The 23,423-nt window shown below is 40.1% G+C and carries 18 protein-coding genes; 7 read left to right on the forward strand and 11 right to left on the reverse strand.

Features of this window, described 5'->3' with window-relative positions; translation table 11 throughout:
• Nucleotides 1-40: 40 nt before the first annotated feature.
• The 3 genes from GFH32_RS12620 to GFH32_RS12630 all read right to left on the reverse strand — a co-directional run bounded on the left by GFH32_RS12620 (nt 41) and on the right by GFH32_RS12630 (nt 5,500).
• Nucleotides 41-2,170, reverse strand: a complete 2,130-nt coding sequence (locus GFH32_RS12620) for a catalase (protein WP_153511942.1) — start codon at nt 2,168-2,170, stop codon at nt 41-43.
• A gap of 133 nt (nt 2,171-2,303) precedes the next feature.
• Nucleotides 2,304-4,835, reverse strand: a complete 2,532-nt coding sequence (locus GFH32_RS12625) for an ABC transporter permease (RefSeq protein ID WP_153511943.1) — start codon at nt 4,833-4,835, stop codon at nt 2,304-2,306.
• A complete protein-coding gene (locus GFH32_RS12630) occupies nt 4,832-5,500 on the reverse strand; it encodes an ABC transporter ATP-binding protein (protein WP_153511944.1) in 669 nt (222 codons plus the stop codon). Before GFH32_RS12630 ends, GFH32_RS12625 begins: the two co-directional genes overlap by 4 nt.
• Before the next feature lie 41 nt (nt 5,501-5,541).
• On the opposite strand from GFH32_RS12630, the gene GFH32_RS12635 reads away from it, so the two are divergent.
• The gene (locus GFH32_RS12635) at nt 5,542-6,228 is read left to right on the forward strand and encodes an arylesterase (protein ID WP_153511945.1); all 687 of its coding nucleotides are present in this window, start codon (nt 5,542-5,544) and stop codon (nt 6,226-6,228) included.
• A gap of 83 nt (nt 6,229-6,311) precedes the next feature.
• On the opposite strand, the gene GFH32_RS12640 is transcribed toward GFH32_RS12635, so the two are convergent.
• Nucleotides 6,312-6,758, reverse strand: coding sequence for a hypothetical protein (locus GFH32_RS12640; RefSeq protein WP_153511946.1), 447 nt, complete (start codon nt 6,756-6,758; stop codon nt 6,312-6,314).
• 204 nt (nt 6,759-6,962) lie between these two features.
• Between GFH32_RS12640 and GFH32_RS12645 the strand changes: the two genes are divergently transcribed.
• Complete coding sequence (locus tag GFH32_RS12645) at nt 6,963-8,492, forward strand: SulP family inorganic anion transporter (RefSeq protein ID WP_153511947.1); 1,530 nt, start codon at nt 6,963-6,965, stop codon at nt 8,490-8,492.
• A 67-nt stretch (nt 8,493-8,559) separates the two neighbouring features.
• Here the strand turns inward: GFH32_RS12645 and pstB are convergent, their stop codons facing one another.
• The 5 genes from pstB to GFH32_RS12670 form a co-directional block, all read right to left on the reverse strand.
• Nucleotides 8,560-9,306: a phosphate ABC transporter ATP-binding protein PstB gene (gene pstB / locus GFH32_RS12650; RefSeq protein ID WP_153511948.1), complete on the reverse strand. Its 747-nt coding sequence runs from the start codon at nt 9,304-9,306 to the stop codon at nt 8,560-8,562.
• Entirely contained in the window at nt 9,296-10,153 is an 858-nt protein-coding gene (gene pstA, locus GFH32_RS12655) for a phosphate ABC transporter permease PstA (RefSeq protein ID WP_153511949.1), read from the reverse strand. The genes pstB and pstA overlap by 11 nt, the downstream gene beginning before the upstream one ends.
• Complete coding sequence (gene pstC / locus GFH32_RS12660; protein WP_153511950.1) at nt 10,143-11,033, reverse strand: phosphate ABC transporter permease subunit PstC; 891 nt, start codon at nt 11,031-11,033, stop codon at nt 10,143-10,145. Before pstC ends, pstA begins: the two co-directional genes overlap by 11 nt.
• Nucleotides 11,023-11,898 (reverse strand): PstS family phosphate ABC transporter substrate-binding protein, encoded by an 876-nt coding sequence (locus tag GFH32_RS12665; protein ID WP_153511951.1) that lies wholly within the window; start codon nt 11,896-11,898, stop codon nt 11,023-11,025. Before GFH32_RS12665 ends, pstC begins: the two co-directional genes overlap by 11 nt.
• 540 nt (nt 11,899-12,438) lie before the next feature.
• A complete protein-coding gene (locus GFH32_RS12670) occupies nt 12,439-12,900 on the reverse strand; it encodes a TlpA family protein disulfide reductase (protein ID WP_194285640.1) in 462 nt (153 codons plus the stop codon).
• Nucleotides 12,901-13,120: 220 nt separating this feature from the next.
• On the opposite strand from GFH32_RS12670, the gene GFH32_RS12675 reads away from it, so the two are divergent.
• From GFH32_RS12675 to GFH32_RS12695, 5 genes are all read left to right on the forward strand, one after another.
• A complete protein-coding gene (locus GFH32_RS12675) occupies nt 13,121-14,311 on the forward strand; it encodes a FecR family protein (protein WP_153511953.1) in 1,191 nt (396 codons plus the stop codon).
• 200 nt (nt 14,312-14,511) lie between these two features.
• The gene (locus tag GFH32_RS12680; RefSeq protein WP_228384131.1) at nt 14,512-18,006 is read left to right on the forward strand and encodes a SusC/RagA family TonB-linked outer membrane protein; all 3,495 of its coding nucleotides are present in this window, start codon (nt 14,512-14,514) and stop codon (nt 18,004-18,006) included.
• A gap of 9 nt (nt 18,007-18,015) precedes the next feature.
• Entirely contained in the window at nt 18,016-19,707 is a 1,692-nt protein-coding gene (locus GFH32_RS12685; RefSeq protein WP_153511954.1) for a RagB/SusD family nutrient uptake outer membrane protein, read from the forward strand.
• An 18-nt stretch (nt 19,708-19,725) separates the two neighbouring features.
• On the forward strand, nt 19,726-20,559 hold the full coding sequence (locus GFH32_RS12690) for a hypothetical protein (RefSeq protein WP_153511955.1): 834 nt from the start codon (nt 19,726-19,728) through the stop codon (nt 20,557-20,559).
• 225 nt (nt 20,560-20,784) lie between these two features.
• Complete coding sequence (locus GFH32_RS12695) at nt 20,785-21,372, forward strand: RNA polymerase sigma factor (RefSeq protein ID WP_153511956.1); 588 nt, start codon at nt 20,785-20,787, stop codon at nt 21,370-21,372.
• A 17-nt stretch (nt 21,373-21,389) separates the two neighbouring features.
• Here GFH32_RS12695 and GFH32_RS12700 read toward each other — a convergent pair whose 3' ends face one another.
• A complete protein-coding gene (locus GFH32_RS12700; RefSeq protein ID WP_153511957.1) occupies nt 21,390-22,016 on the reverse strand; it encodes a Crp/Fnr family transcriptional regulator in 627 nt (208 codons plus the stop codon).
• Between the two features lie 8 nt (nt 22,017-22,024).
• Complete coding sequence (locus GFH32_RS12705; protein WP_153511958.1) at nt 22,025-23,404, reverse strand: MBL fold metallo-hydrolase; 1,380 nt, start codon at nt 23,402-23,404, stop codon at nt 22,025-22,027.
• Nucleotides 23,405-23,423 lie beyond the last annotated feature (19 nt).

Here is a 23,423-nt window from a genome sequence, read left to right on the forward strand (position 1 = left end):
AATAATAGAACAAAACAAACGCTAATAAGTTTTATTTTTTTTAAACTGGTACTTTCCGATCTTCTTCTCTAGTCCAAATTCTATGACCTTTCATTGCTTTTATAAAGTCCGCTGATAAGTTATTTTTCGATTCCAAGATGACGCCCTCGTCCAGCCCTTTCATTTTGATATAGGTCAGATCAACCAAACCCTCTGCTCCTTTTGCAAATGCGATTGCTTTACAATGTCTGAAACCTTCATTAATGAATTGCACATAATCGGGTTCGTTTTTTAACAGCGCGACAGAGTCACCGTCCGGTGTATAAAATGCATCGAAACAAACAGAGGCATCCGTCAGATAGGTATGTTGAATTTCTTCTGTACCACCTTCCTTATATTTCAGCTGACCGACACGCGTAGAAACTAAAACTGCTTCGGCTTTCTCCGCCATCAATGCATTCTTCATCTGCTCAACAGATTTTTTACTTACGCCATCAGCAACTAAAAACGCTACCTTACGTGTCTCAATAGTCCCTTCTCCCGGCTTTGTAGCCATACTTAAAGCCGCAGATTTCTCAACTTCCGGCTTGTTCGGTTTGATCGGATAATCAGGATGGTTTTGACGCGCAAATTGTAATGTTAACTCGTCCAATTGTTTTGGCGGTTCAATACCCAAATGTTTTCCAACTCCAGCCGCTAAGACTTCATCAATTTGATTCAGAATTGCTAATTCGCGCGTTCTAATCACGACTGAATTTACTTTCGATAACTCAAAGCTGAACGCATTTATGATATGTTGCTGCTCAGGTTTCGACTGCGAATTGAAAAACAAGCGTGCTTGTGTGAAATGGTCTGCAAAGGAAGTTGAACGCCCGCGGATTTTCTTTGCATCAATCTTCTCAGCATGAGATTCAAAACCTTTTTCCCCCTTCAGCATCGCATGGTAGGGACAGCCTCCACCCAAACTATTTGGGAAGTAACTTACATTACCTTTCGGAATATCTGTTCGTTGAAATCCATCTTTTTGATTATTGTGCTTGCCATTGACGGGTCTATTTATTGGAAGCTCATGGAAGTTTGGCCCACCTAGACGATAGTTTTGCGTATCTGCGTAAGAAAATACTCTTCCCTGCAACAATGGATCATTACTAAAGTCTATCCCTGGGACTAAACGCCCTGGATCGAAAGCAATTTGCTCTGTTTCTGCAAAGAAGTTCTCTGGGTTTCGATTCAAAGTCATAGTTCCTATAATTTGAACCGGAACCAGCTCCTCAGGGATTATTTTCGTAGGATCTAGAATATCAAATGAGTATTTAAGTTCGTCCTCTTCTGGAATTAATTGCACTCCTAAATCCCATTGTGGGAAATCACCATTATCGATTGCTTCCCATAGATCACGACGATGGAAATCAGCGTCATAGCCAGATATCTTTTGAGCTTCTTGCCATGCTACTTGATGTACGCCTAATTTAGGTTTCCAATGAAACTTAACAAAAGTACCTTTTCCTTCTTCGTTAACGAATTTAAACGTGTGTACACCGAAACCTTCCATCATTCTTAGCGAACGTGGGATAGCGCGGTCTGACATCACCCATAACGACATATGTGCTGCTTCTGGCATTAATGAGATAAAATCCCAGAAGGTATCATGTGCTGATGCTGCCTGTGGAATTTCCTTGTCTGGTTCAGGCTTCACGGCGTGAACTAAATCAGGAAATTGCATCGCATCTTGAATAAAAAATACAGGAATATTGTTGCCGACTAAATCATAGTTCCCTTCCTGCGTGTAAAATTTAACGGAGAAGCCTCGAACATCGCGTGCTAAATCGGTAGACCCTTTAAATCCAGCAACTGTAGAGAATCGAACGAATAGAGGTGTTACTGCGCCCTTTTTAAGGAAGGACGCTCTCGTATAATTACTGATATCGGCAGTCGCTTCAAAAACGCCATGCGCGCCTGATCCTCTAGCATGAACAACACGTTCAGGAATGCGCTCGCGATCAAAATGTGCTAATTTATCTTGATAGATAAAATCTTCTAATAAGGATGGTCCGCGTTCTCCAGCTTTCAGTGTATTGTTATTATCGTGAATCGGGACGCCATCATTAGTCGTCATTACACGATTCTGGTTATCGACTAAATGTGCGTCAATTTGTTGAGTCTTTAGATTCGATTTGTTCTGTTTTTTCATAGGGAAAAAGTTTTTATTAGCTCGTTATGGAGAATTAACAAATCAGAGTCAAATATGTTCACGCAAATAAAAAAAGGCTCCTATTACCCATAGGACCCTAATTTATTTGTACGTAACGGCCATAAAATCTAATTTAATTACTTCGAAGAACCTCCAAGGGAGATTTCCGCAATACAGAAAGACTATTTAGAAGTCCAATGACTACCGTCAGGGCACTAACCAATAAAATTAAGAGGATAACGAACCCTATCTTCGGTACAAAAGCACTTTCAAAAACGAAAATGGCAAGCATATTACTTGCGATAAGCGAAATGAATAAACCTGTAATCGCTGCAAGTAATCCTAAGAACATGTATTCACTGATACTGATTATGAAAATTTGTCTTCGGCTTGCACCTATGGTACGTAAAAGAACATTCTCTTTGATACGCTGATATTTACTGATTCTAACGGAAGAGATTAGTACGACTATCCCAGTAAGAATGCTAAAGCCTCCAATAAATTGAATGATGAATCCTATTTTATCGAGGATATTGTTCAGAATAACTAGAATCGCATTCATGTCTATGACCGAAACATTCGGAAAACTGTTAACTATCCGTTGTTGAAATTGACTTGCCTCTCGCTCATCTGTCACTTTTGTCATCATCAAAAAGAATTGCGGAGCGTCATCTATACTACCTTTAGCGAATACCATTCGGAAGTTAGACTGAAATCTATTCCAATCTACCTGCCTAAAGCTACTCACTTTCGCAGGAATACGCATGCCTTGAACATTCATCGTTAACACATCGCCAATCTTGACACCAATTCCCTCAGCATATTTCTCATCTAAGGAAACAGATGCTGTGTCATTTGGAGCAACTTTACCAACCCATTTTCCTTGGCTTACTTTCTCAGAGGCAGTTAAACTATCACGATACGTAGCACGTATTTCTCCTCGAAATGCGCGTCCAGAAACTTCAATCGTCGTATCTTTCAACACCTCTTTCAACGATGTACCGTTGACTCGATCGATGAACATCGTGACGATAGGCACACTCTCCACAATAGGGTAACCCGCCATTTTAGCCATCTGTTGAAGCGAATCTTTTTGAGATGGTTGAATATCAAACATCAGCATATTCGCCTGATTTTGCTCAGCAGAAACTGCAACGCGCTTCAGAAGAATATCCTGAACAAAATATAAAGTCGAGATTAACGTCGTTCCTAAGCCTATGGAGACAATCAAGATAACCGTTTGATTATTCGGTCGCCAAAGATTAGAAAGTCCTTGTCGCCAAAGATAAGGCCATTTGGAAGGAAAAAATTTGCGTATCAACCATGTGAACCCTTTCGCGACGCCATATAACATCAAAAAAGTAAGGGCGATTCCTACGCTAAATAGTATCGTTTGAGTCCAGTTCTCCATCTGTATCCTTGCGAATAATAAGATAAATACGGCAATCAATAGATATATCCATGCTTTTAAGGGATCTTTAAAAAGACCTTCTTTATCATCTTGAACACGCAAAGAGTTAAGCGGGGAAATATGTCGAACGGATAACAAAGGTAACAAGGCAAAGAGTACAGCGATCACCAAGCCAATGACTACACCTTCGAATATAGCTGGCCATACGATCTGTGTTGTTAATTGCACAGGTAGAACATCCTGCATGACATAGGGAATACCGTATTGAATCAACGTTCCTAAAGCTGCACCAATAATACCTCCTACAAGTCCAATCGCAGCGAACTGAATTAAGAAGATGAAAAATGCCTGCTTTGCGGTCGTCCCTAAGCAACGAAGAATTGCAACCGACATGAGTTTCTCTCGAACATATATTTGTACAGCACTAGAAACACCAATACAGCCAAGCAGTAAAGCTACAAAGCCGACGAGCTCCATGAAGCGAGCCATATCCGCAAATGAACGACCTGTATTCTCTTTAGTTGTCTCAATAGTCGAACTTCTAAGTTGCAAAGTTGAAAGCTTATCTTTCCATTGTTCGATTTTCTTATCTATGCCAAAGTTTTTGGATAATTTGAAGTAATAACGATATTCTATACGGCTACCGGCTTGTTGTAAGCCCGCGCCCTTTAATTGTTCTAAAGGTATAAACAAACTCGGCGCCATCGCTCCTGTAAAGGCACTCTGCCCAGGTTGAGAAGTGACACCACCCAACATGCTATACGTCTTTGTTCCTAATTGAACGGAATCTCCTACGGACACACCATACTGAAGCACTAACGCATTGTCAAGAAACAAACCTTCCTGTTTTGCAAATTGACTAAATACACCTTCAGGCCGTGTTTCTACAGCGCCATAAAATGGAAAACTTCCTTCAACAGCGCGTACTTGTACAAAGCGAGAAGTGTTAGCATTCGGAATGCGTAACATGGACATAAAGCGCTCCTCTTTTGCAAAGCCTAGACTTAAGTTTTTTATGGAGTCGATAAAAGCGAGCGCTTCTCCCGTCGGCAGTCGATTACTCTCGAGTGACAAGTCTGCACCAATAAGTTCTGCCGCTTGATTATCAATATCGATTTTTAAATTCCTATTAAAGGAATTCATAGAAACTAAGGAAGCGATTCCCAGAATGATCGAGGATATAAATAGGAATAATCGGCTTCGATTCTTTCGACTATCTCGCCAAGCCATTAAAAAGATCCAACGCCAACTCATTGAATTTGTCCCCCTTTAATCGGAATAATCTGTTGAGTTTTCGCTGCTAATTCCAAATCATGCGTCACAATTACTAAGGTTGTTCCCGACGCTCGATTGAGCTCAAATAACATCTCTTCGATAATGAGACTTGTTTCAGCGTCAAGATTGCCTGTAGGTTCATCAGCAAACAAGATCTTCGGTTTATTTGCAAATGCACGAGCTAACGATACGCGCTGTTGCTCACCTCCAGATAGCTGTGATGGATAATGATTCGCTCGATCAGCAAGACCAACACGCTCTAACAACACCATCGCTACAGGTTGATGATTACGTATGCCTCGCAACTCCATAGGTACCATCACATTTTCAAGTGCCGTAAGAGTAGGTAACAGTTGGAAATTTTGAAAGACAAATCCAACATGCTGATTCCGAATTTGCGCTAGTTTATCTTCGCTCAATCCAGATAACTCGATACCATTTAACTTAATGGATCCCGTAGAAGCTTGGTCAAGTCCGGCGCAAAGACCAAGTAGCGTTGACTTGCCACTTCCCGATGGTCCTACAATTGCTACCGTCGCGCCTTCTGCTATTTGAAAGTTAATATCCTTTAAAACTGGAATATCACGGCCTTCAAGGCTATAGTTCTTAAAAACATGCTGTAATTCTAAAATCATTGTCGACATATAGCATTAAAAGTATACCTTTTTTTGGTTAAATTAGTTGCATGAAGAACTTTAATGCCTCTATTTCAATATTTTCAGCGATAATTTTACTTAGCGCTTGCAATAATGGACAGCAGACACAATCCGCAAATCAAGTACAGGATAGCATTTCCAAACAAGAATTGACTAAAGAAAAAAAGCAAAATATATTGTTCTTTGGAAATAGCCTAACAGCAGGATTGGGACTAGAGAGTCAAAACGATGCCTTCCCGGCCCTAATCCAAAACACTATTGATTCCCTCGGCTTAAATTATAACTGTATCAACGCAGGCTTAAGTGGAGAAACAAGCGCTGGAGGCAAAGATCGAATAGATTGGCTGCTGAAAGAACCGGTTGACGTGTTCGTTTTAGAACTTGGAGCCAATGATGGCTTAAGAGGAATTAAACCTGAGGCGACTAAAAAGAACCTCGGCGATATTGTAGATAAAGTCAAAAAAGCATATCCTGAATGTAAGCTCGTACTAGCAGGAATGAAAGTGCCACCAAGTATGGGAGCTACCTATTATAAGCAATTTGAGTCTATCTTTCCGTCATTAGCGCAAGAGAAAAACATGATCTTAATCCCCTTTTTGTTAGATAAAGTTGCTGGCATCGCAAAGTTGAACCAACAAGATGCAGTTCATCCCACAAAAGAGGGTCAGCATATATTAGCTGATAATGTATGGATTCATTTGAAAGGAATTCTCTAAAATATTTTATCTAAATAAAATAAAAGCGGGTCTTTATTATTCATCGCCCGCTTACTTTAATTCTCAATTCAATCCGTTGTTGTTTATTTTACAAACACTCTCTGGGTGTCTTTGCTCATTTCGACATTTGGAAAACGCTTATCATAATCGATCATAACATCACCCTCTGCTGTTTCCCCATCTCCATTCGAATCCCATTCTAAAGCAACATAGTACTGAACAGCTTCTCCTTTTTTCACTTCAGGCTGAATCAATTTTCTATGATTCTTTGGAATTTCAAAATCTACATTAAATGGGACTGCTTTCGCATCGAATTCAACAGTTGATATTTCAGTCGCAGACGCGTCCGCCAGCATTTCTGAAACAGCAAACAAGGTTGCCGTCCCTTTAGTATTTAATATTGTCGTCACTGATGGCCCGACAAACTCAACTCTTAATGATCTTGAGGAATTAAAGGTATCAGTAGAAGCATTCCAATCACAAGAGGAAAAGCATAAAAACATCCCGAATAACAATAATATTTTACCCATAACTAATTTGTATTTCTTAATAAGAAGAACGAGTATAATTTCGAAACGCTAAAAGGAAAAGAAGGTTTTTATTAATTATGTTTTCATTCGGTTAAAAAATAGTGAATTGAGTAAATCAATATACTATTTTCATAAAACTAAAATGTCATTCTATATGAAAACCTATCTTTGTTTGTTTTTTAAATTGCTTTAGAAGCACCACAGATGTTCAATATATCCATTCCAGATTTCAAGCAGATCAACTTGAAAACCGAAATATTAGCGGGTCTAACGGTCGCTATGACCATGATTCCTGAATCCTTATCATTTGCTATCCTCGCGGGATTAAGCCCCCTTACTGGGCTTTACGGAGCCTTTTTAATGGGCTTAGTGACGTCGATTATCGGAGGGAGACCAGGCATGGTATCTGGGGGAGCGGGAGCAACAATAGTGGTTTTAATGGCGCTTATTGCTTCGCATGGTGTCGAATATCTCTTTGCAACTGTAGCGCTTGCTGGGTTGCTACAAATTGCCATTGGCGCCTTCAGACTTGGTAAATTCGTTCGATTAATCCCACAACCCGTGATGTTTGGCTTCCTGAATGGACTCGCCATCATTATTTTTATGGCTCAGCTCGAACAGTTTAAAATCGTAGAAAATGGAGTCGCACATTGGATGACTGGTTCCATGTTGTATACCATGTTGGGCCTGACAGCATTGACCGTTGCGATTGTTTTAATAGTTCCAAAGATCACCAAAGCAATACCAGCTTCCTTAATTGCCATCCTTATTGTATTTGCGTTAGTGCAATTCATAGGAATCGACACAAAAAAGGTAGTAGATATTGCAAGCATTGCTGGTGACTTCCCCCCTTTCCACATTCCTTCTGTTCCATTCTCGTTAGCAACGCTGCAAATTATCTTTCCTTATGCGGTAATCATGGCTTCTGTGGGACTTATTGAATCACTCTTGACACTTAGTATGGTTGATGAGATTACAAATACTAAAGGTTCTTCAAATAAAGAGGCTGTTGCGCAAGGTACCGCCAATATTGTCAATGGTTTCTTTACCGGCATGGGTGGCTGTGCAATGGTGGCACAGACATTAGTTAACATCAATGCTGGTGCTAGGACAAAACTTTCCGCCTTTATCGGGGCGATTACCATCTTGATTATCATATTAATTGGAGCACCATTTATCGAATTGATCCCGCTAGCCGCTTTAGTTGGTGTAATGATGATTGTCGCTATCACTACATTTAAGTGGGGTTTTTTTAAGATGCTTCGCAAAATGCCTAAATCCGATATATTCGTAGGTATTTTAGTTGCAGCGATTACTGTGTTCTTACACAATCTTGCCCTTGCAGTTTTGGTGGGCGTTATTATTTCCGCCTTAGTATTCGCCTGGGACAGTGCCGTCAGAATCCGTGCAAGAAAATCAACAGATGAATTTGGGAATAAGATCTATGAAATATATGGGCCACTCTTTTTTGGATCAGTAACCACCTTTATGGATAAATTCGAAATCGATAATGATCCCGCGCGAATAATCATTGATTTTAAGGAATCAAGAATCGTTGACATGTCTGCCATAGACGCGGTCAATAAATTAACGTCGAAGTATGCTTCACAACAAAAATCAGTCGTACTACGCCATTTAAGTGAGGATTCTAGAAAACTTCTGGAAAATGCAAAAGGGATAATAGAAGTCAATATTATTGAGGATCCAACCTATAAGGTGATGCCTCAGAAATAAAGAAAGCCGACTGAAAAGGTCGGCTTTCATGCATCAATATCACATGTGCACTATCAAGTTATTTCGATTATCCGAACTGACCATTAATGTAATTCGCAGTCACTTCATTATGCGGATTTCCAAAGATTTGTTTCGTCGGCCCTTCTTCCTTTACTTCACCTAAGTACATAAAGACAGTCTTATCAGCGATACGTTGCGCTTGTTGCATATTGTGCGTTACAATTACAATCGTATAATTTGTCTTCAAATGTGTAATAAGCTCTTCGATCTTTAAAGTACTTACTGGATCTAAGGCAGAACAGGGTTCATCCATTAAGATAACTTCTGGACGCAAGGCCACGGCCCTAGCAATACATAATCGCTGCTGCTGACCTCCTGAAAGTCGCGTTGCTGGCATTTTCAAATCGTTCTTCACCTCTTCCCAAAGGAATGCTTCACGTAAAGCTTTTTCAATAACCTTTTTATCGTGTGGTAGATTATTAATCTTTAAACCATACGCTATGTTATCATAAATGCTTTTTGGAAAAGGATTCGCTTTCTGAAAAACCATACCTATACGTTTCCTAATCTCTGTCACTGGAACGCCTTTAGCATATAAATCAAGATTCTCTAATCGTAATTTACCATCAATCTTGGCATCCGGAGAGAGATCATGCATACGGTTAAAACTGCGCAACAAAGTGCTCTTTCCACATCCCGAGGGGCCAATCAAGGCTGTAATTTCATTCTCTGCAAATGAAACATTAATATTCTTGAGAACATGCTTTGATCCAAAGCTTATATTTAAATTTTCAGCTGATAATTTAGACTTCATTTTTTCTATACTTATAACGAATGTAGAACGCTGTAAGGTTCAATAAAAAGACAACAATCACGAGAACTAGAGCCGTCCCGTATGCAATTGGTCGCACTTCATCAATGGATTGATGCTGCGTAGACAACATATATAAATGGTATGGCAGCGCCATAAACTCTTGGTTGATAAATCCGGAAGATCCATTGATATAAAATGCCGCTCCAGTAAATAATATTGGCGCTGTTTCCCCGGCGGCACGACTTAAAGTCAATACAACACCAGTCAAAATACCCGACATGGCCGAAGGGATAACAACATCCTTAATGGTTTCAAACTTTGTTGCACCAACAGCCAAAGCTGCTTCTCGTGTAGAGTTCGGAATACGCATTAAGGCTTCCTCCGTTGTTGTAATAATGTAAGGCAAGGATAACAATCCAAGTGTTAAACCCGCCGCAACTAAGGAAGTACCTAACTCCATAGATTGCACAAACAATGCCAAGCCAAACAAGCCATAAATAATACTCGGAACGCCTGATAGATTACGGATTGAGGCACGTATCGTACGCGTTAGCCAATTATCCTCCGCATACTCATGAAGATAAATAGCGCAACATACACCAAAGGGAATTGAAAAAATTGCGGTAATTAGTGTCAATAAGACCGTCCCAATAATTGGCGTTAGTATTCCTCCTTTTGTCATTCCATCGGTGGGAACACCCGACACAAATTCCCAAGACAGCTCTCCAGCACCTTTTGAAACAATCTCCCAAATAACAACCAGCAAAAAGAAACATACAATCAGCGTGCTGGTAAGCAGGGTTCCCCACTCAATAACTCTCGATAATTTTGACGTCCTATACTGCATGGAATTTTCTAAAACGGTTAATAAAATACTCTCCTAACATATTTGCTGCCAAGGTCATAATGAAAAGTACAGTTGCAATCGCATATAGCGCGAAATAATGAGTCGTCTGATAAGGAACCTCTCCCATCTCAATTGCAATCGTTGCTGTCATCGTTTTTACAGAATCAAAGAAGCCAGTAGGCATTAACGCTGCATTACCCGTTGCCATCAATACGGTCATCGTTTCACCAATGGCGCGTCCTACGCCCAACATAACCGCAGCGATGATACCTGGTGCAGCAGCTGGAATAACAACTTTTATCAAAGTTTCCCATTTCGTTGCCCCAACTCCATAGCTCGCTTCTTTATAAGTCTTTGGAACCGCATGAATAGCGTCTTCAGCGACCGTAATAATAGTCGGCAATGCCATAACAGCTAGTAATATTGCACCATTTAAAGCATTAAGTCCATTCGATAAATCAGCAAGATTTGCTATCCCCGGACTTACAACCACAATACCTAAGAATCCGATAACAACAGAGGGAATTGCAGCTAGCATTTCCACTGTAGGTTTCAGTATATTCTTCACTCGCGGACTTGCATAATCAGCGATAAATGCTGCAGTCCCGATACCTAATGGAATTGCGATAAGCATAGCCCCAAAGGTGACTAAGGTCGTACTAAGAATCAGCGGTAACATCCCATACTTAGGATCATTTGCCGTTGGGTTCCATTCCATTCCAGTAATGAAATCTAACGGTTTAACGTCCATGAAGAATGAAAAGGAGTTATAAATTAACATGGCCAAGATACCGCCTAATAAGGCTAGTACGAGTAAACCCGTCGCTTTAAAAATATATTTAAAACAAAGGTCTAATGACAATCGTGTTTTATATTTCATGTTGTTGATTTTCTAGCGTGTAATATCCGTGTTCTTCAATCAATTTGCGACCATGAGCACCGCGTTCAAAATTTATAAACGGGCGAACTTTTTCCCAGGACTTAGCGAGCACAAACTGGTAAAGCGGGCGTTGAAAATAATAGAGACTGTTATTAATCGCTTCCGGATCCAGTGGAGAGTACGCAATAGCCTTCGAATCTGCACGAATCTTTAGAATCTTGACCTTCTTGTTACTATTCGGATCATGCGCCACATATCCAGCACCAACATAACCAATCCCGGTCTTATCCGCTTTTACACCTTCGATAATTTGAGCATTACCGGTCATCTCCTTCGCCGTATTAGCGAATTCAATTTTCAACTTCTTTTTAATGAAAGAATGCGTTCCAGAGCTGCTCTGACGCCCATAAATATTAATAGGGTAGTCAACATCGATAATTTGATTCCAATTGTTAATCTGCCCACTCAAGATTAGTCCTAAGGTATCAACAGAAATCTCATCGATAGGCAAATCCTTATGCACCACGAATGCGGTCGCATCTTCGGCAAAGACGATCGTCTTCAATTCAATATTCTTCTCTTTAAATTGTTGGATCTCCTCTTCTGACAACGGTCGCGAGGAATTAGCGATATCCGCTTGACCATTCATCAAGGAAGTAATACCTAGCCCGGAGCCACCTCCAGAAATCGCGATGCTAAAGGTTGGATCTAGCTTGGTGAAACTTTCAGCGAGATTCACCGCTAAATTCACCTCGGTATCTGAACCTTTCATCTTAATTGAATTCGTATTGTTACTACAGGAATTCAAAAAAAATAAGGTCAGAACACAAAAACTTGGAAAATAGTTAATAATCTTTTGTTTCATCCCTACAAAATTGCTGTTTCAATATTAACACAATGTTAATCTTATATTATCCTAATGGTAGATTATCAATTTTATGTAAGGGAATTGTAAATTTGATGCTAACTAATTATTAAATACTGCCAAAAACCTTGACTTCCATCAAAACGAGGGAATTTCGATATAAGAAAAAAGCCGCCTAGAAAATCCAGACGACTTCGATTATGAATTGTAGAAGGTTAATCGCATTACAAAATTCGACAGCCAATAGGCCTTGCTAAATTAAATAAGGTCGGCGACGGCAGCCTTACGCTGTCTAAGACAACTACGGTACGTTTAGCAATTCAACAAATAAATAGTTATAATTTTATGCCTAGATCATTTGGTTCTAAGTTCTCGATGTTTAAACTTCGTTCAAATCAAACCTAGAAAATAAAATTTCATGCCTTAGATGTCAAAATATCTTGCCCAAAGATATAGCAACGTTGTTAATAGAGTATTAACAGAATATTTAATTTTGTTTAAAAAACACTTTACAAGAAGTACTTTTTAAAGATAATAAAACTAAAGATAAGAGATATCCGCACGTTCTTTGGTCAGTTGCAAGAGGTTTCGTCTTAGCTTTGGAGACGCAAAATCTAACATACCAATTTTCTTAATCACAATCTCGCCATTTTTGGCAATGATAATTGTCATGGGAATGGAATTGGTTTGCATATCACTTGGTAATGCTGAACCGAGCGAATATAGCGGGATACTATAGTCATTCTTTTTAAAAAACTTCGCCGCTTTTTCGTAATCTTGATCCATTTCGATCGCAAGGAATGCTATTTCCTTTTCATTTGCTAATGAGGAGTGCAATTGCTGAAATGACGGCAACTCAGCGATACAAGGTTGGCACCATGTCGCCCAAAAGTTTAAAACCAAGACCTTACCTTTAAGTTCAGAAAGCTTGAATGTCTTCCCATCTTTATCGACTAAGCTGAGTTCAACAGCCTCTTCTTGTTTATTTGTATCAATATTCACTTGATCCTGTGCTTTCGCGAGGCAAGTGCTAAACAAAAAAACTAAAACAGCAGAAAACTTAATCAAGGTGTGTCGCATTTATTTCTCTCTCCTATAGGCCCACAAGATAAGCAGATCGCTTGAAAATCACGAAAAACAGAAAATTTTAAAAAAAAATCAAATTCTTACTAAGGTTTTGCAAGCTCCCTCGTTTGAACAAGTAACAACCAATATAAACTTTATGAAGTTAAGTGCTGAAATTGCTGCTTTAATCAAGAAGCATCTTGAGGGAAATCTGTCGGAACTAGAGACCAATACATTAAAGAATTGGCTTAGTGAAGATCCTACGCACCAACATTTTTTTAATGATCTTATCCATAAAGACGAACTCTACGAAGATGCCCTTGCATACCTCGAACTAAAATCAGAAGGAAACGATGACTGGTTGCAGAGTTTGAAAACACAAACATTAGAAAAAATAGAGACCAAGAAATCTAACACCCCTAGACGGCTTTACAGGTGGGTCGCATATGCGGCATCCGTCCTTGTGATCTCCGCACTTTCTTACTATTTCTTAGTTCCAAAATTAAAAGAGCAGCAGCAATATGAGCAATTACAAGTCAGCGATGTCAAGCCAGGCAGCAACAAAGCAGAACTAAGACTTTCTAACGGACAAATCATTCAACTACGTTCCGACAAAGACGGAATCACCTTTGACGAACAACTGAACTATCAAGACGGAACAAACATCATCAAACTCAAAGAAGCAGAATTAGCAAAACTTACTGCAACAATCGAAGTACCGCAGGGAGGTAAATACCAAGTAAGCCTGCCCGACGGAACCATTGTTTTTCTTAATTCGGCAAGTCGATTGACATACCCATTGAGATTTGCAGCGAATAAAAGAGTCGTTACTTTAGAAGGCGAAGGGTACTTTGAAGTAAAATCACAGCATTATCAAGGGAAGAAAACAGCCTTTATCGTGAATTGCCAGGATCAGCAAATTGAAGTAACCGGCACCCAATTTAACGTAAATGCCTATCCAGATGAACAGTATATTAAAACAACTTTAGTCGAAGGTTCTGTCAATGTCATACACGGCCAGGAAAAATCAGCATTAAAGCCAAATCAGCAACTCACATGGAATCATCAACAAGCAAGTATCCAAACGGTGGACGTCGCTACTTTTATTGCATGGAAAGACAACAAGTTTCTATTTAATGAGACTGAGCTTCGGGAAGTCATGCGCAATATCGCGCGCTGGTATGATATTCAGATTGCCTTCGAGGGCAGCATTCCAGCAACCTATTTCTATGGCGAGATTGAGCGCAATAAAAACCTATCGGAAGTCTTGAGCTTATTAGAAAAAAGTGGCATAAAATTCCAATTGGATAATAAAAACAGAAAAGCAAAGCTAACGGTGCTACCCTAGTTAACGAACCTGATAAAAAACTATATTAAACAGAACTTATATGAATAATCTTATACCTCCCTGAGTAACCGATGGATTATGAATAAAAAAACCGAACGATGGTTGCAACATCGCTCGGCGTATACTAAGATAATCTTGAGCCAAGAACAAAACAGTGAATTTAATCCTTAACCAATTTTTAATCCTAATTGTACAAAAATATGATTTTTATACAACAAAATGATGGGACTAGCGCTTACGCGATTCCTAAAATAAAACCATGGGTTCTATATATGAAATTGACCATTTTTCTAACAATCTTATGTGTGTTTAAACTGTCCGCAAATGGCTTTGCACAACATGTATCACTAAAAGCGGTGAACAGCCCCTTGATCGAGGTCATGCGGAAAGTTCAAAAGCAAAGTGGTACGCCATTCCTTTTGCAAGGGAAAGATTTAGCAAATACTAAAATTAGTGCCGACTTAAAACAAGTCGAACTGCAGCAAGCACTTGCGCTAATCTTGGCGGATAAACCGATTTCTTGGGAAATATCTGAAGGCACAATCATCCTAAGGACCGATACGAAACGAAAAATCAACAAAGCGCAAACAACCGAAAGCAAGGCGCTTTATATGCAACAAAGCATCAGTGGGAAGGTTGTCGATGAACAAGGGCAAGCAATCTCTGGGGCTTCAGTGACCGTGAAGGGAACTGCTGTAGGTACGAAATCAGATGAGCAAGGGAACTTTACATTGGAAGCCGTTCAGGCAAATGCGGTTATTGTCGTATCAAGCATTGGCTATCTACGGCAAGAGATTTCCTTAGCAGGACGTTCGACCATACAGGTAAAACTTATAGAAGAACAAAGTGATTTAGATGAGGTCATCGTAATCGGCTACGGAACGCAGAAGAAAAAACTGAATACCGGAGCTACCATTCAAGTTAAGGGTGAGGATTTAACAAAATTAAGTACGCCAAGTGTGATGGAGGCCTTGCAAAGTCAATCTCCAGGCGTACAAATCACCCAAAGCTCGGGCATGCCTGGCGAGAACTACAAGGTGACGATTCGTGGTCTTGGAACCATCCACAATTCCAATCCGCTTTATGTAATCGATGGAATTCCTGGTGGAGATATCAATAACTTAAATCCTGCGGATATCGAAAGCATCGATGTCTTAAAAGATGCTGCATCTGCTGCAATCTATGGTTCAAGAGCCGCGAACGGTATTATTTTGGTAACAACCAAACAAGGTAAAGCAGGAAAGATGTCTGTTTATTTAGATTCTTATCTAGGAATGCAGCAGGTACAAAAACTTCCTTCCGTGTTGACGGCCAAGGAATACATGACCATTCAAAATGAGCGTCGTTTTAACGAAGGCTCTGCACCTTACGATTGGGCTACTATCATTCCGAAACAATATCAACAAATTCAAGATGGAACATGGAATGGAACAAATTGGATAAAAGAAGCGTATAACGAAAATGCTACGCTATTCAATACGGCGGTTTCATTATTAGGAGGTACCGAGTCATCAAAATTCTCCTTCGGTTATGCGAATAGCCATCGCGAAGGGATATTGGGGAATCCCCTACCGCCGGACTTTAAAAGACACAACGTACGCTTAAATTCAGATCACGTCATCTTGAAAAATGATGAGTTTGATATCATAAAATTCGGTGAAAACATTACCTATACGTTCAACAAGAAAAGAGGTCAAGGAATTGGCGATATCTACTGGAACGATGTACATAATTTAATCGTTGGCAATCCTTTACTTCCTTTATACAATGAAGCTGGCGGATATTACGATCAACCGAGCAAAGTTGCTGATGCTTGGGCCCTAGATGGTGCAATTGCAAATCCGATTGCCGAAATGTTTTATCGTCGCAGCCAGAATGAAAGCAACAACCATGCGTTAAACCTAAATGCTTATCTCGAAGTGCAGCCCATCAAAAACTTGAAATGGCGAAGCAACTTCGGATATAGAATGAGTACATACAATTACCGTCAATATACACCAACCTATCGACTGTCCACTACCCTAGAGAATGTATATGATGACATTTCTCAGAATCAAGGATTAGGCTATAGCTGGGTAATCGAAAATACCTTAAATTATCGCTTAGTTCTAAACGATGCACATGATTTCGATTTCTTAATTGGTCAGTCCATGGAGAAATCAGGAATGGGCTCGGATCTAAGTGCCACGCATACGAACTCTTCTTTCCCTGACAGTTGGGATCATGCTTGGATAAGCAATGCACAGGGCTATGAAGGCTTTGTTCCTGCACTATCTGGCCTCGGATGGAATCAAGGAGCCATGGCATCATTCTTCGGTCGCGCGATATACAATTATAAAGAAAGGTACATGGCCAGTTTAAGTCTTCGTGCCGATGGTTCTTCGAACTTTGCGTCTGGCGAACGCTGGAGCTACTATCCTTCCGTTTCTTTAGGTTGGTTAGTAACAGGAGAGGAATTTATGCAAGACAGCAAAGCATGGTTAGATTTCTTTAAAATTCGTGCCAGCTGGGGACAAAATGGCAACCAAAGTATTCCAAACTTCAATTACTTATCAACCATTGCAATCGACAACCAAAATGGCTATTATTTTGGAAACAACAAAAATAGCTTGATTAAAGGCGCTTATCCTGACTTATTAGCAAACCCTATTGTGACTTGGGAAACATCAGAACAGCTAAATGTCGGATTCGATGCACGATTTATTAACGATAGGCTTGCCGTTGTTTTTGACTGGTATAACAAGAAAACAATTGATTGGCTTGTGCAAGCCCCAATTCCAAAAATATTTGGAACAGGAGCACCGTACATTAATGGTGGTGAAGTACAAAACAGAGGTGTTGAATTGGGCTTGAATTGGACGGAGAAGTCTGATCAATTCCGCTATAGCATTGGTCTTAACGCCGCCTACAATAAAAACAAGGTGTTAAAAATCGATAACGACGAGGGCATTATTTTCGGACAGCGCGATGTTTTAAGTCAAAGTACGACCGATATGTACCGCGCACAAGTCGGATTCCCAATGGGTTATTTTTACGGTTATCAAACAAATGGGGTTTTCCAAACACAAGAACAAATCAACGATTTGCGAGCGAATGGTGTGGGCGTTCTTGCCACAGCACAACCGGGCGACCTGTACTTTGTTGACAACAATAAAGACGGAGCAATTACGGATGCTGACAAGGTCATGATTGGTAATCCGCACCCAGATTTCACTGCTGGATTTAATATCAGCGTCGGATACAAAGGTTTTGATCTTGCAGCAAACACTTTCGGAGCGTTTGGGCAACAGGTAGCAAAATCATACCGCTCATTCGCCGATAGTCCATTACAAAACTACACCACCGAGATATTCGGAAGATGGCATGGTGAAGGAACATCCAATAAAATTCCTCGACTAACCTCGGGAAGTCACACAAATAATCAATACATATCCGATTTATATATTGAGGATGCAGATTTCTTGAAAATTCAGAATATCACTATAGGCTATGACTTTGCGAAGTTATTCCCAAAAATTCCATTTTCACAAACAAGATTATACTTCACGGTACAAAACTTATACACGTTCACAAACTATTCTGGTATGGATCCAGAAGTTGGATACGGTGCAGCCGATCCTTGGGCATCCGGTATAGATTTAGGATTTTATCCACAGCCGAGAACCTACATGTTTGGTGTTAACATTAAATTTTAATTGTAGATCATGAAAAAGATAGGCATACTAGTAGCTTCCGCATTGTTGATGACGTCCTGCGAAAAATTCCTGGACACGGAAAGCTTAAATAAAAAGAATACGGGAAACTTCCCTGTGACTGTAGCAGACGCCAATCAGATGCTAACGGGAATTTACTCGGCTTTAAGTCGCGCGATCACGAACGTCCCACATACCCACTTCTATATGGCAGAATTGGCTTCCGATGATCGCTTCGGCGGAGGTGGTGAAAACGACCGGGATATGCAAGGTTTAGACCATTTAATGAACACGCAACCAGATCGCTTCCTAACGTTTTGGACAGCACGCTACGAAGGAATTCTACGTACAAATACCGCGATTGAAACCTTAGATAAGGTTAGTGGATGGAGTACAGAAGCAGAAAAAAATCAAGTACTCGGCGAAGTTCATTTCATGCGCGCGCTCTATTACTTTGAATTAGCACAGATGTTTGGTGAAGTTCCTTTGCTGACAGCTTCCGTTGCTAGCATTCAACCAAAAGCAAGTGCCGATGCTTTGTTTGCCCAGATTGGATCAGATTTAAAAAAGGCAATCGAATTGATACCAACCAGAGCATATAATGCTGTTCCATCGGGACATGCAACGAAATGGGCAGCACAAGCATTACTCGCGCGTAGCTACTTGTTCTACACAGGATATTATAAGAAAACTGCCATGCCGCTCGCCGACGGCAGTAGCCTAGCAAAAGCGCAAGTTATTCAATATTTAGAAGACTGTATTCAAAATTCAGGACACAATCTTGTCCCCGAGTTTAGGAATCTATGGCCATACAGCAATGAGCATACGGCGAAAGATTACCAATACGCGAAAGACAATAATTTAAAATGGGTGGGTGACGGAAACATAGAAACTGTGTTCGCTGTTAAATTTGGAACGCTAGCGGATTGGGGCGATCAATATATCCTAGGATACACAAACCAATACTTATTACACTTTGGTTTACGTTCTAACAACGGACAAGCAGGCACATTTCCTTTTGGACAAGGATGGGGAGCAGGCCCTGTAAATACTAGTCTTTGGAACGATTGGCGACAAGCTGAACCGACAGATATTCGTAGAACCGCATCTATAATTAATGCAGACACCGATCTGCAAGACTACATATATGGTGCAGACAATCAAATGGAGGAGACTGGATTGTGGCAAAAAAAATATATTCCGGTTACTGCTTATAGTGAGGGTAAATTAATTCCTTCCTATGCCATTCTAAGCGACGCTGCCGCAGCGGACTACCAATTAGCACATACACAAGATTTAGTATTAATACGCTTTTCTGATGTTTTATTAATGCATGCGGAACTAAAAGAGGATGCTACGAATTTGAATCGCGTTCGTGCGCGAGCTAAATTACCTGCAGTTGCCTACTCCCTAGCCGCATTAAAACGCGAACGCCGTTGGGAACTTGCTTTTGAGGGCTTACGTTATTTTGATTTGATGCGTTGGCACGATGCAGCCGAAGCTCTTGGCAAACAAGAAGGAATAACCATTAAAAATAAAGGAGTAAATACGGCTATGAAAGCTTTTGGAGGAGGTTATAAAGCCCGATTTGAAGCGACAGGTGGATTCTGGCCGATTCCAAATTCAGAAATAACGTTAACGGATGGAGTTTTAACCCAAAACAAAGGTTGGGGTACGCCAGCAGCTGAGTTTACAGGTTGGTAACCATTAAAAAGCTAAATCATGAGAAAAATTATAACATACGCTAGTCTATGCTTTCTAAGTTTACTGGTTTTTGCCTGTGAGCCAATGGAGGATCGCATGGAATTGGGAAATGCCATAACAGCGGATCAACTTGAAATTACCGCCGTTCCCATCATTGTGAATGGTAAAAAATCAAATAAAGTTATTTTAGATAACAAGAGTCCTGTACTTTCCTCTTGGGATTTCGGAGTTGGAAGTACCCAAAAGAAAACAGACACCGTTTTACTGGTGACCACGGGTACCAATGAGATCCTTTTTACAGGACTGAATCCTGAAGGAACTAAGATTACCAAGAAAATTGATGTGACAGTCGATGAGCTTACTTTCCCAGTTCCATTGGAATGGGGATATTTAACCGATGGAAGCGAGCGTACCTGGAAATGGGATGAAACAGCGCCAGCGGTATGGGGCAATGGTGGTTATTTGGGAAACTCTGCACCCGCTTGGTGGACTTTAAAAGAAGCCGATATTAATGGTCAAGTCGCTGGTGAAGGTGTAGGCGCCAAGATGACCTTTAGCTTACGTGGAGCAAAACTCACCAAGCTAAAATCAACTGGTGCAAAAGAACAAGGTGAATTTTCATTTGACATGACTAAAATCGTCAAGTTGGATGATGGCACGACTTGGGCAAAGGGCAAATTGACAACTAGAGGTATTACTGTTCTTTGCGGTATATCTCCAAATGAAGGGAATGCCCCGGTATACCAATACGATATCATCATTCTAAACAACGAGAAAATGATATTGAGTTATGCCGAACCTGGTGCTGGCCCATGGGGTACTGCTTGGTTCTGGGTATTTAGAGCAGAGTAATAAATTTATATTTAGGTTAGAGCGAGAGGCTGTCCTTCGGGACAGTCTCTCTTTTTTTTGTACATCCTTTAAGGATTAAGCCTAGCTGAGGCCTAGCTTAGCCATAGCTTAACCCATTAAAGTGCGTTTGTAAGGCCTAAGCTACGATTTAACTATTAGTTATTTTTACTTTTGATATATTAATACTACATTTACAATACCCGATTATGTAACCGAATAATTACCATGATTAAGAACGTCGAACAGCAGCTTGTTGATTTACGTGCTGGAAAAGAAACCAGTTTGAGCTTTTTCATGGATCAATATGCCCATTCCCTTCGTTTCTTCGCCCTTAAGATGATTAAGGACAGGTTGATCGCTGAAGAGATCATCTCTGATGCCTATGTAAAATTATGGGAGCGAAAGGAAAACTTCCATTGTGAAGAAACGGTTAAGTCATTCCTATATTTAGTAACCAAGAATGCGTGTTTAGATTTCATCAAGTCGGGAAGGAACAAAGTTCAGCATGAAGAGGAATGGCTTTACGACTTAGAAAATCCAGATAAGGATATATTGACAAAAATGATCTATTTTGAACTCATCGAGTTGATCGTACAAGAAATTGAGAAGCTACCTAAGCAACAAGCTCAAATATTTAAGATGTCTTATTTTGATGGTAAAGATACCGGAGAAATTTCAGAAGCGTTGGGAACTTCCGCAAGCAATATATACTTCGCTCGTTCGAGAGCGATTTCCATGCTAAAACAGGTCTTTAAACAGAAAGATATTTCTTTCTATAGCCTCTTGATAGCCTTTCTTGCTAACAATTATTAATCGCGTACTAGACAATTTTAGACGAGTATTCGAATCTCGTTTCGTAACAGTAAGATTTGATTCTCATTCTCCAATTTCTTCAGAATACGGGAAACCACAACCCGAGAACTATTAAGATCTGAAGCTATTTCTTGATGGGTAAGTGTAAGGATGGGACTTTCAGTAAGTCTGACTTTTTCTTTCAAGTAACTCATAATACGCATTTCCATATTGGAGAAAGCTAAATTATCAATGGCGCCAAGCATTTCATTCATTCTTGAAGAATAACTGCTTAAAATAAATTCACGCCACGAACTATATTTCGCAAGCCATTCATTGAGATATTGGTTAGGGATCATGGCGACAAGTGTTTTCATTTCCGCCTGCGCGCGTATTTCACTTTTCTTGTTACCTACGCAACAAGCGATAGACATGGTACAAGTCTCACCTTTTGCTAAATAATACAGTAAGATCTCCCCTTCCTTGAGGTCCTCACGAACTATTTTGATCGCGCCTTCAATCAACAAGGGCATTGCTCGAACATATTGACCAATGTCGATTATAGTCTCCCCCGCTTGGAAAGTCTTCATAATAGCAACCGCTTCAATCTCTTCGATTAAAGCGGGTTCTAATACATTCTGGTATGCATTTGCAATTAAACTCATCGATATCCTTATTTGATCGTTTCTTTTCCTAATCGAGTCCAATCGATAAAACTACCTGCATAATTATATACATTTTTAAAACCTGCACGTTCCAAAAACGAAGTTGCAATCGTCGCACGGTCACCTGATTGGCATTGTACAATTATTCGTTTATCGGCATATTCTGTAGGCAATTCTTTGGGAAAATATCCCACAAATTTATGTACAGCGCCTGATATATGAGCTGTTTCAAATTCAGATCTATTGCGAACATCTAATAAGATGGTATCTTCTTCATCTTTCCAAGCTTCAACAGTCTCAGCGTCAACAAGCTTAGTCGACACTAAGGATGATTTTGAAATATCGGTTACAAAGCCAACAATTTGATCCATTCCTATACGCATTAGTTTTCGTGTAACCTCTTCCTCCTGCCCTGCTTCTGCTATAATGACTAAGTCTCTATTGTATGGCAACATCCATCCCGACCAATTCGCTAATGCATTATTGTTCTGTATATTAATCGAATTGACTAGATGTCCTTTCGCAAACTCAACTTTATTGCGTGTATCAACAAGTATACTGTTGTCATTTGAAAGCGCATCAGTAACACTCAGATTTGGATGTTTTGGTATTTCCACGAGCAGAGGGCGTTCAACCTTATTGAGCTTTTTCATCATGGCAAAATAGGTTGGAGCTTCGGGTTGATCACTTAACAAATAGTTTTTAAACCCTTCGTAGTCATTTCCAAACTGAAATGCCCAATTACGAATCTTCTCATACCCAACTGTACTGCTCGGTACGGCGCCTAATGCTTTCCCACATGCAGAACCTGCACCATGTCCCGGCCAAACCTGAACATAATCAGGCAGGGCAACAAACTTTTTCAAGGATTGAAACATCTGTTCCGCACCAATTTCTTTCGTTCCAATCAAACCTGCTGCTTCTTCCAATAAGTCCGGGCGACCGATATCTCCGACAAAAACAAAATCGCCAGTGAAGATCATAACAGGTTCGTCAGATGCTGGATGATCGCGAAGTAGAAAGCTAATACTTTCTGGCGTATGTCCAGGCGTATGCATAACTGTTAAAGTTAAGTTACCTACCTGAATAACATCATTGTCTTTTAAGCCTTCATGTGGAAATTCATATTGCCAACTCTCCCCTCCTTCATCTGAAAGATATAATTTGGCACCAGTAGCCTTTGCGAGTTCACGCGATCCAGCTAAAAAATCAGCGTGAATATGGGTCTCCGCTATATGCGTAATTTCCATATTATTCTGCTTGGCGATCTCAAGATAGGTATCGATATCACGTTTGGCATCAATAACAATAGCAACCTTTTTGGCTTGACAACCTATAAAATAGCTAGCTTGTGCTAGCGTCTTGTCGTAAACTTGTTGAAAAAACATCTCTAAATTTAAATTTCGT

Origin of the sequence: Sphingobacteruim zhuxiongii (genome assembly GCF_009557615.1) — a bacterium.
Taxonomy (GTDB): domain Bacteria; phylum Bacteroidota; class Bacteroidia; order Sphingobacteriales; family Sphingobacteriaceae; genus Sphingobacterium; species Sphingobacterium zhuxiongii.

Excerpts from the sequence above, each read along its gene's own strand:
- GFH32_RS12620 (WP_153511942.1), bottom strand. The coding sequence starts at position 2,170 with ATGAAAAAACAGAACAAATCGAATCTAAAGACTCAACAAATTGACGCA.
- pstB (WP_153511948.1), bottom strand. The coding sequence starts at position 9,306 with ATGAAGTCTAAATTATCAGCTGAAAATTTAAATATAAGCTTTGGATCA.
- GFH32_RS12635 (WP_153511945.1), top strand. The coding sequence starts at position 5,542 with ATGAAGAACTTTAATGCCTCTATTTCAATATTTTCAGCGATAATTTTA.
- GFH32_RS12665 (WP_153511951.1), bottom strand. The coding sequence starts at position 11,898 with ATGAAACAAAAGATTATTAACTATTTTCCAAGTTTTTGTGTTCTGACC.
- GFH32_RS12700 (WP_153511957.1), bottom strand. The coding sequence starts at position 22,016 with ATGAGTTTAATTGCAAATGCATACCAGAATGTATTAGAACCCGCTTTA.
- GFH32_RS12645 (WP_153511947.1), top strand. The coding sequence starts at position 6,963 with ATGTTCAATATATCCATTCCAGATTTCAAGCAGATCAACTTGAAAACC.
- GFH32_RS12685 (WP_153511954.1), top strand. The coding sequence starts at position 18,016 with ATGAAAAAGATAGGCATACTAGTAGCTTCCGCATTGTTGATGACGTCC.
- GFH32_RS12630 (WP_153511944.1), bottom strand. The coding sequence starts at position 5,500 with ATGTCGACAATGATTTTAGAATTACAGCATGTTTTTAAGAACTATAGC.
- GFH32_RS12680 (WP_228384131.1), top strand. The coding sequence starts at position 14,512 with ATGATTTTTATACAACAAAATGATGGGACTAGCGCTTACGCGATTCCT.
- GFH32_RS12695 (WP_153511956.1), top strand. The coding sequence starts at position 20,785 with ATGATTAAGAACGTCGAACAGCAGCTTGTTGATTTACGTGCTGGAAAA.
- GFH32_RS12640 (WP_153511946.1), bottom strand. The coding sequence starts at position 6,758 with ATGGGTAAAATATTATTGTTATTCGGGATGTTTTTATGCTTTTCCTCT.
- GFH32_RS12705 (WP_153511958.1), bottom strand. The coding sequence starts at position 23,404 with ATGTTTTTTCAACAAGTTTACGACAAGACGCTAGCACAAGCTAGCTAT.
- pstA (WP_153511949.1), bottom strand. The coding sequence starts at position 10,153 with ATGCAGTATAGGACGTCAAAATTATCGAGAGTTATTGAGTGGGGAACC.
- pstC (WP_153511950.1), bottom strand. The coding sequence starts at position 11,033 with ATGAAATATAAAACACGATTGTCATTAGACCTTTGTTTTAAATATATT.
- GFH32_RS12675 (WP_153511953.1), top strand. The coding sequence starts at position 13,121 with ATGAAGTTAAGTGCTGAAATTGCTGCTTTAATCAAGAAGCATCTTGAG.
- GFH32_RS12690 (WP_153511955.1), top strand. The coding sequence starts at position 19,726 with ATGAGAAAAATTATAACATACGCTAGTCTATGCTTTCTAAGTTTACTG.
- GFH32_RS12625 (WP_153511943.1), bottom strand. The coding sequence starts at position 4,835 with ATGAGTTGGCGTTGGATCTTTTTAATGGCTTGGCGAGATAGTCGAAAG.